This is a genomic window from Alteromonas sp. CNT1-28 (assembly GCF_022348345.1).
Taxonomy (GTDB): Bacteria; Pseudomonadota; Gammaproteobacteria; order Enterobacterales; family Alteromonadaceae; genus Alteromonas; species Alteromonas macleodii.
In genome coordinates, this window is sequence record NZ_JAKREZ010000005.1 from 97,714 (window position 1) to 111,247 (window position 13,534).

Consider the following 13,534-nt stretch of genomic DNA (forward strand, 5'->3'; position numbering starts at 1 on the left):
TCTCTAGACCTTTAAGAATGCGGCTTACTCAAAGGTTAACATCCCGCAAAAGAATGAGTAGTAAAGGTCTGTATTTTCGAGATAAATAGCGCCTAGACAAATTGAATAAGCTCTTCTAATGAATCAAGCTGAACGTGTGGAAGTACTGAAACGGGTTCTAATTTCAACTGCATTGGACGATTACATGCAAACCATGCCGACTGATAGCCTGCATTAATGGCACCGAACACGTCTTTAATAATATTATCGCCCACATGTAAAATGTGCGACGGCGTTACCTTTATCAGTGAGGCCGCTTCATCAAACATGTTTTGAGCAGGCTTCATAGGCCGTTCCACACTGGCGTGTAAGATCGCCGTGAAGTAACGGTCTAACCCTACTTTTTGCGCGTTTACATTGCCGTTAGTAATACCAACGAGCGGTAAGTGCTGGCTAAGTTTATCGAGGGTGTGGTGCACATTACTGACTAACGCAAAATCGCTTCTTGCGTCATAAAAACAATTAAAGCAGCCGTCTACAGCAGCACGTAATGCAGTGTCTTCTGTAGGGACTATTGATAACTGGTTTGCTGGCGTGCCAGATAGTGCAGCGCTTAATACAACGCGACGAAGCTGCCCCATATCAGAAGCCAACCGCGCGTCTTTGGCGATAGCCGCACGTTTAAGCTGTAGCCAATCAAGTGATGTTAGCTTAGCTGCCTGTTGGTGATGTTCAGCAATATGCGCTTGAAGGGCTTGCTCTGCGCGTCGAATAATAGGTTCATTATTGTAAAGGGTGTCATCGAGGTCGAAGGTCATAGCCTCGACACTATTGATAGGCCTGAAAAACTGCATTGGGAAACCTTCTAGTAGCGTTATTTCTTATGTGCGCGAGGGTGAGCCGCGTCATAAACCTTAGCGAGATGCTGAAAATCCAGATGGGTATAAACTTGTGTCGTTGACAAGTTAGCATGACCTAATAGCTCTTGCACCGCACGCAAATCTCCGCTGGATTCTAATACGTGGGTAGCAAAGGAATGGCGCAGTTTGTGAGGGCTTACTTTTTGTGACAGAGACTGTTCGCTTGCCATTTTATCGAGGCGATTAGCGACTTGTCGATTGGATATGCGGGTTTTGCGCTTACTCACAAAGACCGCACTTTCGTAAGGTGATGCGTAGGCAGGGCGTACCTTTAACCACGCGTTAAGCGCTTTTTGTGCGTGTCGGCCTAACGGAAGTATTCGCTGTTTACTTCCTTTACCCATGACCTTCACCGTACCGTCCTTTAGACAGTCGGCCAAATTAAGCCCAGTCAGTTCGCTCAAGCGCAGTCCACAGCCATAGAGTAGCTCAAACATAGCCACATCACGTAACTGCATACCCTCATCGTCGTCACTGCTTCGGGGGGAGGCATTAAGAAGCTGTTGCATTTCATCCACGCTTAGTTGCTTAGGCAATGGCTTCCCTTGCTTCGGAGCTTGAATACCTTCTACAGGGTTGCTGAATAGTTGCTGATGATCGATAAGATATTGGCAGAAGGTTCTAAGTGCCGATAGGCGCAATGCTATACTGCGCGGGCTGTGCCCTGACATCTTTGCATCAGCCATTACCCGCTTTATGTCGCTTGGCGTTAGTCCCGACCACTCGTAAAGCCCAAGTAACTTTGCAACTTCGGTAAGCTGGCGCTGGTAGTTTTTGATGGTGTGAAGAGATAGCCCACGTTCTACCTGTAGATGTAGCAGAAACTTATCTAGCCATTGCTGGCAAGGTTCGCTTATCAATGCGTCCGTAGACACTACACCTAATATCCCATCATTTCAGGCAAGATGATATTAAGCACTTGCTGAAGCTGTTGAAGTAACAAGGTGTCCATATCTGGGGTGAAGTGGCTGGCGTCACTGCTGCTTATGCCTAAAATACCGAGTTCACGGTTGTCACCAAGCAGCATTAGCGCTACAGACTCCGCAGGGCTTTCTCCGAAAAGAAGCTGGCGTTCGTGCTGAGATAATCGACCGAAGAAAAAGTTGGTATTTTTAAAACGTTTTTCAGTAAATAAACGTTGCTGTAGTTCGGGGATCGCGTGCGGACCTTTAAAGCTTTTAATGACCGCCGATGACAATTGTAAACGCTCTTGAAGCACATCTTCCAAAGTAAACTGAACTTCGGCAACACTTTCACAGCGCAGAAGCTGCACGTTTAAATCGGTGTAAACGCGATATATTTTTTCGTTTTGTTTAGCGATGCTCACCAGCTGATTGAGTTTAAAATTAAGCTGCCTAACTTTCTTTCGAAGCTGATCGCTTTGAATTTCTACTAGTGAAACACTGCCTTTCTGCTCGTGGGGAAGCTTAATTTTTTCAAGAAGGTCGGGGTGCTCGGCAAAGAACTCAGGGTTTTGTAACAAGAACGCGCGCACATCGGCACTCGACAATTCCGTTGTGTCGTTAAATGGCTCAATCAATTGCGTAGCGTTAGACTGCCCTGATAATTCGCTCATAGATTTATATGTCCGTCGTACACGTGCTCAGCAGGCCCTGTCATTTTTAACACGTTATCTGGGCCAGGCCAGCGTATACGTAAACTGCCTCCGGGTAAGTCTACCCGCACGTCTTTTCCTAATTTACCCTGAATCTGGCCAATTGCAACCGCTGCACAAGCGCCGCTACCACAGGCCAAGGTCTCACCTGAACCTCGTTCAAATACGCGAAGTTTAATATGTGACTCATTGATTATTTGCATAAAGCCAACGTTTACGCCTTCAGGGAAGCGTTCGTGCTTTTCAACAAGCGGACCAATCTCGGCCACATTAGCAGTATCAACGTCGTCGACTTCCATCACGCAATGTGGGTTACCCATCGATGCCGATCCAATGAATAGCGTGCTTTCGCCGACTCGCAATATGTAGGTGTTTTCTTGCTTATTGGCTTTAAGTGGAATATTCGCAGGTTCGAATTCAGGTTTACCCATGTTCACAGTAACCTGACCATCTTTCTCAAGATACAGCACCATTTTTCCAGCTTTGGTGCTTACGACAATTTTGTTGCGATTAATGAGACCTTTTTGCTTAACAAAACGTGCGAAGCAGCGTGCGCCATTGCCACACTGTTCTACTTCCGAACCATCCGCGTTGAAGATACGATAGTGGAAGTCTTGTTCAGGATCGTAAGGCGGTTCCACCATCAACAGCTGGTCGAAGCCAATGCCGAAGTTTCGGTTAGCCAGTTGCTGAATTTTTTCTTTAGAGAAAAAGACGTTCTGAGTAACGTTATCAATAACCATGAAATCGTTACCCAAACCGTGCATTTTAGAAAATTGAACCTGCATTAAACGCGCATCTATCTTGTTAGTTTGTCTCTAGTTTACGGAAGTTTGTACTCACCTTGCCAGAGATCTTTTTGTTTTTCTCTTTCGCGAACCACAATTGCTTTGTCACCGTCTACCATAATCTCGGCTGGACGACAGCGGCTGTTGTAGTTTGACGCCATAACAAAACCATAGGCACCGGCGCTGCGAACTGCAAGTAAGTCTGTTGGTTCAATGGCTAATTCACGATCTTTTCCTATAAAGTCACCAGTTTCACACACTGGGCCTACTACATCGTAAATACGTGGTGTTGCCGTAGTTTCTTCTTTTACAGGAATAATTTTTTGCCATGCTGAGTAAAGTGCAGGGCGTAACAAATCGTTCATTGCAGCGTCGACAATGGCGAAGCTTTTTTCTTCACCTTCTTTGATGAATTCAACTTCGGTAACTAAAATACCGGCGTTTGCTGCAATAGCGCGGCCTGGCTCAAGAATAAGCTTTAGATTCTCACGGCCTACCATTTTTTCAGCCATGGCTTGTGTATAGGCTTTAGGATGAGGTGGTTGCTCGTTGTTATAAGTAACGCCAAGACCACCGCCCACATCTAAATGTTCAATGATAATGTTACGTTCAGCTAATTCATCAATAAGCAAAAGTAGGCGCTCCAAGGCGTCTACGAATGGGCCGATTTCTGTGAGCTGTGAGCCGATATGGCAGTCCATACCAACAACATTTAAATGAGGTAGCGATGCGGCCAATTCATAGGTAGCAAGCGCTCGCTCACGGGCAATACCGAATTTATTTGCCTTCAAGCCTGTAGAAATATAAGGGTGAGTTTTGGCATCCACATCCGGGTTTATGCGCAGTGAAATAGGGGCTTTCGTGCCCATTTCGCCTGCAACCTGGTTAATTCGATGAAGCTCTGGCTCTGATTCTACATTGAAACACATGATGCCTTGTTCTAGCGCATAGCGAATTTCATCATGCTTTTTACCAACGCCTGAAAATACTACCTTACTTGCATCGCCACCGGCCTCGATTACGCGAGCGAGTTCACCTGCTGAAACGATATCAAAGCCTGAACCTAATTTGGCTAGAACGCTTAATACACCGATGTTCGAATTCGCTTTTACCGCGTAACACACAAGGTGAGGATGCTCACCAATGGCATCATTAAATGCGTGCCAGTGACGCTCTAACGTTGCACGTGAATAGATGTAAACCGGCGTTCCATGCTGGGCTGCAATATCAGAAACAGCCACTTGTTCAGCATGAAGCTGACCTTGGCTGTAGGCGAAATAATCCACTAGTTCAGCTCTCCAGAAGTAGTTACGGGTGAAGTGTTATTGGTGTCAGAGTCGGCGCCGGTTTCTGCATTTTCAGAAGACGCTGGTTCAGCAGACGTGTTTTGTGCAGGCGCCTCAGGAATGTAGAGCGCCCCTTTGTAACCACAGCCACATAATGCTGTGAGTGTTAGCAAGAAAACAACTGACTTTTTAAGCACGAAAAATCCCGCGAAGAATACGACAAATGCCGCTATCATCGCATTGCGGCGTTAAATTGCAAGAGCCAATAATCGTTCTTGTGTTTTATCGCCATATCGAACGTTTTTCCAAAGCGCATCGCACAGGCTTTGCGTATCAGAAAAGTCTTTGTTTTTAAGCCAATCGATAAGAATGTTGGGGTTGTCTGGAAAGGCAATTGCTTCGTTGTCAGGAGCTTCTAGCCACTCTTCAACAATGTCGGTATCAAGTTGAAACAGGGTGTGGCATAAATCCAATTTATTTAATGTAAGCACATTCGATAGTTGCTCAAACTGGCCGTGTAAAGGTTTTATAAGCAGCTTCTTGCCCAGTTGAAGTGCCTCACTCGATAGCTCAAACCCCCCATTGGCGATTACGCCACTGGCGTGCTGTAGGGCTTTTTGAAAGTGCTTCTTAGATGTAGGGTGCCAATGAATATGTCCCACTTCTTTCGCTTCATCGATGTTCGGGTGAAAGCATTCGAAAACCTGATCGCTTAGCGGTTCCAACATTTGTTGAACATCTTCAATATCTTCAAAAGGTAAGTAAACCAGAACGTGACCATTTCCCGAAGACACAATCGGCTTTTCTGCAACGAATGGCGGAATAATCGGTTGATTGAAGTGATACCAGTGCACACCTAGTTGAATCTCTGTTGGCGCAAACACTTTCATTAGCAAGGAATCGAAAATCGTGTTGCCACTTTTAGGGACGTCGTAGGCAAATGCAGCCTGATGGCTAATCGAAATAGAAGGTAGACCTTGCTGTTTAGCTGCCCACGCCGTAACGGGCTCAAAGTCATTGACCAGCAAATCGTAGTTGCTGGTATCAAAGGCTTTCACGTCTTTAATAAACTGGCTTACATTTGCATCTTTAACGGTCGCCCATTTATCAACCCGGCCTCCTTTGGTGATAAAGCTCAGGCCAGTAAAGGTTCGGTATTCTCCGAATATTTCCATGTCGAAATACTTCTCAGGGGGACGACCAGTAAACACAAAGTCAACGTTAATGTCATCGCGCTGTGCCAGAGCTGCAGCCATTATTCGCGCACGGGCGATGTGTCCGTTACCGGTGCCTTGCACACCATACAATAATCTCATGCTACCCCAGAATAGAAATGCTCAACGTTGCTATTGTAACGCCTAGAAGCGTCCCTGCGATCACGTCTGACGGGTAATGAACACCCAGTAACACACGTGAAAGACCAATTAACGCGGCCCAGCTGTAAGCCAATACAGCAAACGACGGATAATAATGAGCCACTATGCTCGCCATCAATGTGGCTGCTGCCGTGTGACCTGAAGGAAGAGAGAATTTATCAGAAGGCGTGACATGTGCTGTTAAATTCATTAGAAAATCGCAAGGGCGAGGGCGCTTGAACATTTTCTTAAGCAGCACATAAATGGGTAATTCCAGCGCATAAGCCATCAGCGCTGTGTAGAGGAAAACCTCACCGTGTTCAGGCTCAAATGCCCAAAGCAGCGCACCGATAACAAGGTACAGGTAACCATCGCCGGTTTTCGACAGCCAAATAATACTTCTGCAGTCTCTTTTTTGCGTCAGTTTGTACAGGCGATAAAACAAGTCAGTATCGTATTTGGTCAAGGATTTAATCAACATCGCCTTGTCCCCTATCGGTTAATTACTGCACAGGCTAAAGTTCATCTGTGACCAGTGGGTGACGAAAAAAAGAAACTTTTTTGACAGCGAGCTTCGCTTTTACTTTTTCTTTTGTCCTGGCGAACAGATATTAGGAATGGCTATAAAAGACAAAAAGCTAAGCAAAATATGTGCTCATTTTGGGAAGGGGAGAGCAAGTATTGATGAGTTTTAAAAAAAGTAGAAAATTCGACGAAAGGCGTGAAATCAAACGTTTGCATTGCCACATTTAATGCTATGCTAGTTTTAGAAGCGTAAGCAGCGCTTTGTTTTCACTTAATTTTAGTCTTCTCAATTTTAGTAAGGCAGAACGATGGAATACAACACATCTGAATTATGCGATTTGTTTGCTGATAGCGTAGACGTGGTAGATCCAATTTTCGCGAGCTTTGGTGGCCGGTATTCTTTCGGTGGTGAAATTACCACAATTAAATGCTTTGAAGACAGAGGCCTTATCGACCGAGTACTTGCTCAGCCCGGCGCTGGAAAAGTACTGCTTATTGACGGCGGTGGTTCTAGCCGTCGTGCACTGTTCGATGCATCCTCTGCTCAAGTTGCAATCGACAACGATTGGGAAGGGGTTGTGATATACGGCAGCGTGCGAGAAGTTGATAGCCTTGCCGAATTAGATATCGGTGTTTTGGCGGTAGCCGCCATTCCAGTAAATGCTGAGTGTGAAAGTATTGGTGAGGTAGACGTGCCCGTTAACTTTGGTGGCGTTACGTTTTTACCAGAAGATCATTTGTATGCTGATAGCACGGGCGTTATTCTCTCTCCTGAACCTCTCGATCTGGACTGAGTGCTATAAATAGCGCGTAATTTTAGGGGCGCACCTGGCGTTTATTAACCGATAAGTTCTGCAAACTCAGTTTAAGCAGGGGCTTTTGGTGCGAGCAATTTACGGGTTATATCCTTTTTGTCTTACCGTTTTTTTGGCTATGTTGGCGTTGCCCTCAAAGGCAGAGACGCTTACTGTCGGATGGCTGAATGATAACGTTAACGAACGTTACTTAATCTCTGACATTGAGCAAGAATTTGCCAAAATAGCGCCTGATATTACGCTCAATGCGGTGGGCGTACATACCGATAAGTATAAGCAGCAAGTTCTCAAATGGCTTAAAACGGGTGAAGGGCCAGACGTACTTTATTGGTATGGCGACGAGCGGCTGCTCGACCTTGTTCGCAGTGGATGGGTGAGCGACATAAGTGACGTTTGGCAAGCACAGCGACTAACAGATGCGTTTAGAGTGTCGGTGTCCTCTCAAGTTAGCCTTAATGGCCGCTTCTACGCTATTCCGGTATCCCATTATCCGTGGTCATTTTTTTATAATGCCGAGCTTTTTGATTCTCTGGGACTTGCTGCACCAAATACGTGGGACGAATTTCTTCACCTCTGTCAGGCTTTAAAAGAGAAAGGTATTACGCCCATAGCCATTGGGTATGATGCGCCGTGGGTATTAACAAGCTGGTTTGAATTCATTAGTTTACGGCTTTATGGAGAGTCCTTTCACCACGAACTGTTATCAGGCAGTGTCTCATATAAAGATGAGCGAGTCGTGCAGGTTTTTCTTCTGTGGAAAGTACTCATTGATAAGGGTTATTTCATGGATACGGGAGAGAACATGGACTGGTATGATCCCATGCCTTATCTATACCGAGGCTTGGCAGGCGTTACGTTAATTGGACATTTTCTAAGCTCTCGTATTCCTGAAAGTGCAGAGTCAAAAATTAGGATATTTTCTTTCCCAGAGCTCAGTCCCGGTCAAGAAACCATTGAGCTAGCTCCTTTGGATGTGTTTTTTGTTCGGGCTAGTTCTTCGAAGCAAAAAGCGGCGCGACAATTTTTGTCGTTCATGGCGACACACAAGGCCCAGTCGCGATTTAATCTTCACGCAGGGGGATTTTCTCCTTTGGCGGGAAGTGAGCATTTTCCGAATTACTTTAATGATATGGGCGCTAAGCAGTTAAATACGGCAGAAAGCACAAGTCCATATTTCGATAGGGTCGTGCCTCACGAATTCGCAGAACCTGCCATGACACTGTTGAGAGACTTTATGAAATCAGCAGATGTAGGTAGTACGACAGAGGCTCTTGAAGCGCTAAGGTTGGAAGTGTATCAGCTCGATTAACTATGAGATGCTAATCGAGCTCAACTTTTGACTAGTGCTCTGCTTCGTCAAACACGTTGTTCAAATACATGGCAATGCGAATTCCCGCCATCTGCAAACGCTTTTTAGCAGTAGGCAGGTGGTTGTATAAGTAGTCATAGCTCATATTGTTTGCGTCATCAGGATAAATGGTATCGCGAATAGCGGTGCTTTCTTCAATCCACACCATAGGGTCGGTGGTGGCCCAACTGCGAATATCCTTAGCCGTAATAGCTTTTGTTAACCAAGACGTCCACTCCGAATAAGACAGGTCGCGCTGATCTAGCATTTGCGAGTCCCACACGCGATGTAAGTTAGAGTCTTGCCAGAAGAAGCGCACTTTTACATCGTTACCGCCACGATCAGTTCCGTTTCCGGCATGAAGCGGCTGATGAAGGTCGCCAATAATATGTACAATGAACTGAAGGGCCAGACGCTTTTCTTCAACGGTGGCGGAGTCGTTCTTTAACGTTTCAGTAAACTGCTTTAACGCGGTAACCGCATCACCTTGCTTTGGTGCGCCAACTTCTTCGTAGGTCTTTCCTTCAGGTACAGATACATAGTGCCAAGGGCTAGCGGTTTTCTGCCAAAATTCGCTGGGGTCAGAACGCATTTCGTCAGCGTGAGTTGAGGCTTCAGCCAACGAACCGTGTGGTAATAACTCCATTAGTGCAGCTTGTGAAAGAGGGCTAAGATATTGCTCGGCAATAGCGCCAGTCACTCGGTGACCGGTTTGCCCCCATCCGAAAGCGGGTGATGAAATACACAATGTAAATAGCGTGCTCAGCGCAACTGCGCAAATCCTGTTTGCAAACGCGAACATGGTTAATCCTCAGAATGTTTGGAAGACTGGTAGCCCCATCTTGCGACAAGAGACTGCTCAATACCTAGGTGGTCTAGTATGCGCGCCACCACAAAATCTACCAAGTCATCGATAGTTTTAGGATTGTGATAAAAGCCAGGCGCTGCAGGCATAATAGTAGCACCCATTTGCGAAAGCTTGAGCATATTTTCTAGATGAATAGAAGAAAGTGGCATTTCACGAGGCACCAAAATAAGTTGTCCACGCTCTTTTAGAACGACATCAGCTGCGCGCTCAATAAGGTTGTCGCTAGCGCCAATACTAATGGCCGAAAGCGTACCTGTAGAACACGGGCAAACCACCATTTTTGCGGGGGCCGCTGAGCCTGAAGCTACTGGTGAAAACCACTCTTCTTTGCCGAAAACCTTGATTTGGTCTGGCTTTGCATTGCAATGCTCGGTAAAAAACGCAGCTGCATCTTCGGGACGCCCGGGGATTTTCACATTCTCTTCAGTGGCAAATACTACTTTTGCTGCTGAAGAGATAAGTACATACACTTGGTAATCGGCGTTAACTAGCGATTTCAATAGTGTAAGCGCATAAGGCGCGCCAGATGCGCCTGTGATAGCAAGCGTGACTTGCTTGTCATGTTTCATTATATAGCCTCTGTAGATGACAAGCGTAATGCGCTTGTCTATCGGGTAACACTTGGTTTTATTCTGTCTATTTACAATTTGGACTTCATTTTTAGGGCGTCGAGTATTCGGCCATGAATGCCTTCAAAACCGCCGTTACTCATTACAAGAATATGATCGCCCGGTTGTGCTACGTTGCAAACGCCTTGAACGATCTTCTCTACATCTCTGAAGCAGTGCGTAGGCGCGTTGCTGTGCGCTACCGAATCGACTAACGACCAGTCCATGCCTTCAGGTTCATAAAGGTAAACCTCATCGGCTTTCTGCCATGAGTTTGCCAGCGTATCTTTGTGCACGCCCATTTTCATCGTGTTAGAGCGCGGCTCTAGCACAGCCAGAATACGGGCATTACCCACTTTCTTGCGCAATCCATCAAGTGTAGTCGCAATTGCAGTAGGGTGGTGTGCAAAGTCGTCATAAAGGGTGATGTTGTTTACTTCACCCTTTACTTCCATGCGACGCTTAACATTCTTAAAAAATGATAGGGCGTCTATGGCATCAGGTAAGGTAACACCTGCATGGTGGGCAGCAGCTATGGCCATTAAAGCATTGTCCACATTGTGTTGACCAACCAAAGCCCAGGTTACCGTTCCAGCTATAACGCCGTTATGTAATACATTGAATTCACTGCCGTCTTTCTTTAACAGTTCCGCATGCCACTCTTTGCCCAACGATTGGCGAGAAGACCAGCAACCTTTCTTGAGCATATCCTCAATTGCGGGCGTATTGTTAGGTGTAAGAATAAGCCCGTTTTCTGGCACCATGCGAACCAAATGGTGGAACTGGGTTTGAATAGCCCCAAGGTCAGCAAAAATATCTGCATGGTCAAACTCAAGGTTGTTAATTACCAAGGTTTTTGGACGATAGTGTACGAACTTAGAACGCTTATCGAAAAATGCGCTGTCGTATTCGTCAGCTTCAATGACAAAAAAGGGGCTTTCACCCACGCGAGCCGATACGCCAAAATTCTCTGGTACGCCGCCAATCAAATAACCGGGATTAAGACCAGCGTGTTCTAAAATCCACGCGACCATACTGCTAGTAGTCGTTTTACCGTGGGTACCTGATAACCCAATGACCCAACGATCTTTTAGTAAGTTATCAAGCAGCCATTGTGGGCCGCTAGTGTAAGGCAGGTTTCGGTTTAACACGTATTCAACGGCGGGGTTACCGCGCGACATCGCGTTACCAATTACTACCATATCTGGCGCTGGATCAAACTGGCTTTCGCAATAACCTTCGGTCAACTCGATGCCTAATGCTTCAAGCTGGGTGCTCATGGGCGGATAAACGTTTTTATCAGACCCTGTTACTTTGTGGCCGAGTGATTTAGCAATAGCGGCGATGCCGCCCATAAAACTTCCACAAATGCCTAAAATATGTACATGCATAGCGCATTCTCAATGAATTATCATGTTATTGGGGTACTGTATCAGAACCCCGTGGCCTATAGATAATTCAATTTAAATCATTCAATAAATGCCTTAAGCCGTTGTAATACGCTAAACACCTAAGAATCTATGATGTGCAAACTGGTATGGTGTGTGTATGACATTTTACGGGCGTGTTCCACTTACCCAAGAACACGGTTACAATCTAGCCACAGGTTTAAAACCTGTGTGTGCTTCAGACAAACGCCGGTAAGGAAAGCTGAGCGACTGGTAGCACAACACCCTACACACGAAAAAAAGGCTTACATTCAATGAAACGTTTAAATTCCCAATTGCAACAAGACGGTGCACCGCTTGAGTTAATTTTACTCATTCGTACACTGCTAGCGGGCTGTAAAGAAATTTCTTTCCGCGTGAGTCAAGGCGCACTTGCTGGCGTGCTCGGTTCAACCCTTTCAGAAAACGTACAGGGCGAAACACAGAAAAAGCTCGACGTTATCTCTAACCACATTTTAAAAGACACGCTAAGGGAATCTGGCTACGTAAAAGCCATTTCTTCTGAAGAAGAAGATGACGTTGTGCCGTGTAATCCAGACGGTAATTACTTAGTAAGCTTCGACCCGCTAGATGGGTCGTCAAACACTGAAATTAACAGCCTAATTGGTACTATTTTCTCTATTACCCATGCGCCACAGTGGATGAAACCAGATGATCCGTCTGCTTTCTTACAGCCTGGTACGCAGATGGTAGCTGCAGGCTATGTGCTGTATGGCCCGTCTACTATGCTGGCGTTGACGACGGGTCGCGGCACGCACATTTATACGCTTGATAAAACCCACGGTGGTTTCCTGCTTACTCACCCTAATATTCAAGTACCTGAGCAAACGTCAGAGTTTTCGATTAATGCGTCGAACCAGCGTCATTGGGAACCTGCAATGCAGGCATACATTGCCGACCTTCTAGCAGGTAAAGATGGCCCTAGAGGCAAAAACTTTAATATGCGCTGGGTAGCGGCAATGGTGGGTGATATTCATCGTTTGCTTTGTCGCGGTGGCATCTTTATGTATCCATTCGATAACAGGGACCCGTCTAAGCCAGGTAAATTACGCTTGCTTTACGAAGCTAACCCGATGGCATTCTTAATGGAGCAAGCAGGTGGAAAAGCAGAAACAGGCACTGGCCGAATTCTGGAAGTTATGCCTGAAGAAATTCATCAACGTGTACCGTGCATTATCGGCTCTAAAGAAGAAGTTGAGATGTGCTTGAGCTACAACGACAAAGCGAAATAGCGAAAAAGCAGCAAAATTTAACGAAAAATAAAGAGATTAGTACGACATGGGTCGTAAAGCGTTTTTATTTTGCTGCTGTCACCGTATACTTAACCCAAAATTTCTTATACATCATTGAAAGGACCAAAGAATGAGCTTGAGTGCTATTTCTGCTGGTAAAAACGTACCAGACGAAGTAAATGTGATCATCGAAATTCCAGCACACGCTGACCCGGTGAAGTACGAAGTAGACAAAGACACAGGTGCACTATTTGTTGACCGTTTCATGGCAACTTGCATGCACTACCCAACTAACTACGGTTACGTGAACAACACGTTGTCTGAAGATGGCGACCCGGTTGACGTTCTAGTAATGACTCCGTTCCCACTACTTGCAGGTTCTGTTATCAAGTGTCGTCCAGTTGGCGTACTAAACATGACTGACGAGTCTGGTAAAGACGCAAAAGTACTAGCGGTACCAGTAGACAAGCTTTCTACTATCTATCGTGACGTTAAAGAAATTGCAGACGTTCCTCCGCTTCTTCTTAAGCAAATTGAGCACTTTTTCGAGCACTATAAAGATCTTGAAGAAGGCAAATGGGTGAAGATTGACGGTTGGGCAGACGCAGCCGCTGCAAAAGAAGAAATTACCGCAAGCATCGCGCGTTTCGAAGCAGAATAATTCACGCTGCTTTAAATTGATGATACAAAGGGCTGGTGTAATACCAGCCCTTTTTGTATGTGGCTAAAAAGTGAAGATTGAAAACG

Annotated in this window: 15 protein-coding genes; 4 read left to right on the forward strand and 11 right to left on the reverse strand. The window is 45.7% G+C overall.

Features of this window, described 5'->3' with window-relative positions; translation table 11 throughout:
* Nucleotides 1-92 precede the first annotated feature (92 nt).
* From MHN02_RS04625 to MHN02_RS04660, 8 genes are read right to left on the reverse strand one after another with little or no spacing between them, the layout of a single operon-like run.
* On the reverse strand, nt 93-833 hold the full coding sequence (locus tag MHN02_RS04625) for an HAD-IA family hydrolase (RefSeq protein WP_239244811.1): 741 nt from the start codon (nt 831-833) through the stop codon (nt 93-95).
* A gap of 20 nt (nt 834-853) precedes the next feature.
* Nucleotides 854-1,774 carry a tyrosine recombinase XerC gene (gene xerC, locus MHN02_RS04630; RefSeq protein ID WP_014947848.1) on the reverse strand — a complete coding sequence of 307 codons (921 nt, stop codon included), beginning with the start codon at nt 1,772-1,774 and terminating at the stop codon, nt 854-856.
* A 5-nt stretch (nt 1,775-1,779) separates the two neighbouring features.
* Nucleotides 1,780-2,475 carry a DUF484 family protein gene (locus MHN02_RS04635; protein ID WP_014947849.1) on the reverse strand — a complete coding sequence of 232 codons (696 nt, stop codon included), beginning with the start codon at nt 2,473-2,475 and terminating at the stop codon, nt 1,780-1,782.
* A complete protein-coding gene (gene dapF / locus MHN02_RS04640; RefSeq protein WP_014947850.1) occupies nt 2,472-3,302 on the reverse strand; it encodes a diaminopimelate epimerase in 831 nt (276 codons plus the stop codon). Before dapF ends, MHN02_RS04635 begins: the two co-directional genes overlap by 4 nt.
* Before the next feature lie 35 nt (nt 3,303-3,337).
* The gene (gene lysA / locus MHN02_RS04645; protein ID WP_239244813.1) at nt 3,338-4,588 is read right to left on the reverse strand and encodes a diaminopimelate decarboxylase; all 1,251 of its coding nucleotides are present in this window, start codon (nt 4,586-4,588) and stop codon (nt 3,338-3,340) included.
* Nucleotides 4,588-4,824, reverse strand: a complete 237-nt coding sequence (locus MHN02_RS04650) for a lipoprotein (RefSeq protein WP_039226877.1) — start codon at nt 4,822-4,824, stop codon at nt 4,588-4,590. The genes lysA and MHN02_RS04650 overlap by 1 nt, the downstream gene beginning before the upstream one ends.
* Before the next feature lie 12 nt (nt 4,825-4,836).
* The gene (locus MHN02_RS04655; RefSeq protein WP_014947853.1) at nt 4,837-5,904 is read right to left on the reverse strand and encodes an MJ1255/VC2487 family glycosyltransferase; all 1,068 of its coding nucleotides are present in this window, start codon (nt 5,902-5,904) and stop codon (nt 4,837-4,839) included.
* Between the two features lies 1 nt (nt 5,905).
* Entirely contained in the window at nt 5,906-6,424 is a 519-nt protein-coding gene (locus tag MHN02_RS04660; protein ID WP_239244815.1) for a phosphatase PAP2 family protein, read from the reverse strand.
* 352 nt (nt 6,425-6,776) lie between these two features.
* Between MHN02_RS04660 and rraA the strand changes: the two genes are divergently transcribed.
* Together rraA and MHN02_RS04670 are read left to right on the forward strand one after the other, a co-directional pair.
* Nucleotides 6,777-7,262 (forward strand): ribonuclease E activity regulator RraA, encoded by a 486-nt coding sequence (gene rraA / locus MHN02_RS04665; RefSeq protein ID WP_014947855.1) that lies wholly within the window; start codon nt 6,777-6,779, stop codon nt 7,260-7,262.
* An 88-nt stretch (nt 7,263-7,350) separates the two neighbouring features.
* Entirely contained in the window at nt 7,351-8,592 is a 1,242-nt protein-coding gene (locus MHN02_RS04670) for an extracellular solute-binding protein (RefSeq protein WP_239244817.1), read from the forward strand.
* Between the two features lie 31 nt (nt 8,593-8,623).
* Here the strand turns inward: MHN02_RS04670 and MHN02_RS04675 are convergent, their stop codons facing one another.
* The 3 genes from MHN02_RS04675 to mpl all read right to left on the reverse strand — a co-directional run bounded on the left by MHN02_RS04675 (nt 8,624) and on the right by mpl (nt 11,498).
* Entirely contained in the window at nt 8,624-9,433 is an 810-nt protein-coding gene (locus tag MHN02_RS04675; RefSeq protein WP_239244819.1) for a S1/P1 nuclease, read from the reverse strand.
* A 2-nt stretch (nt 9,434-9,435) separates the two neighbouring features.
* Nucleotides 9,436-10,068, reverse strand: a complete 633-nt coding sequence (locus tag MHN02_RS04680) for a flavin prenyltransferase UbiX (RefSeq protein WP_014975357.1) — start codon at nt 10,066-10,068, stop codon at nt 9,436-9,438.
* A gap of 71 nt (nt 10,069-10,139) precedes the next feature.
* A complete protein-coding gene (gene mpl, locus MHN02_RS04685; protein WP_014947859.1) occupies nt 10,140-11,498 on the reverse strand; it encodes a UDP-N-acetylmuramate:L-alanyl-gamma-D-glutamyl-meso-diaminopimelate ligase in 1,359 nt (452 codons plus the stop codon).
* A 311-nt stretch (nt 11,499-11,809) separates the two neighbouring features.
* Here mpl and MHN02_RS04690 point away from each other — a divergent pair, with 311 nt between their 5' ends.
* Together MHN02_RS04690 and ppa are read left to right on the forward strand one after the other, a co-directional pair.
* A complete protein-coding gene (locus MHN02_RS04690; RefSeq protein ID WP_239244821.1) occupies nt 11,810-12,787 on the forward strand; it encodes a class 1 fructose-bisphosphatase in 978 nt (325 codons plus the stop codon).
* Nucleotides 12,788-12,917: 130 nt separating this feature from the next.
* Nucleotides 12,918-13,448 carry an inorganic diphosphatase gene (gene ppa, locus MHN02_RS04695; protein WP_014947861.1) on the forward strand — a complete coding sequence of 177 codons (531 nt, stop codon included), beginning with the start codon at nt 12,918-12,920 and terminating at the stop codon, nt 13,446-13,448.
* The last annotated feature ends 86 nt before the right edge of the window (nt 13,449-13,534 follow it).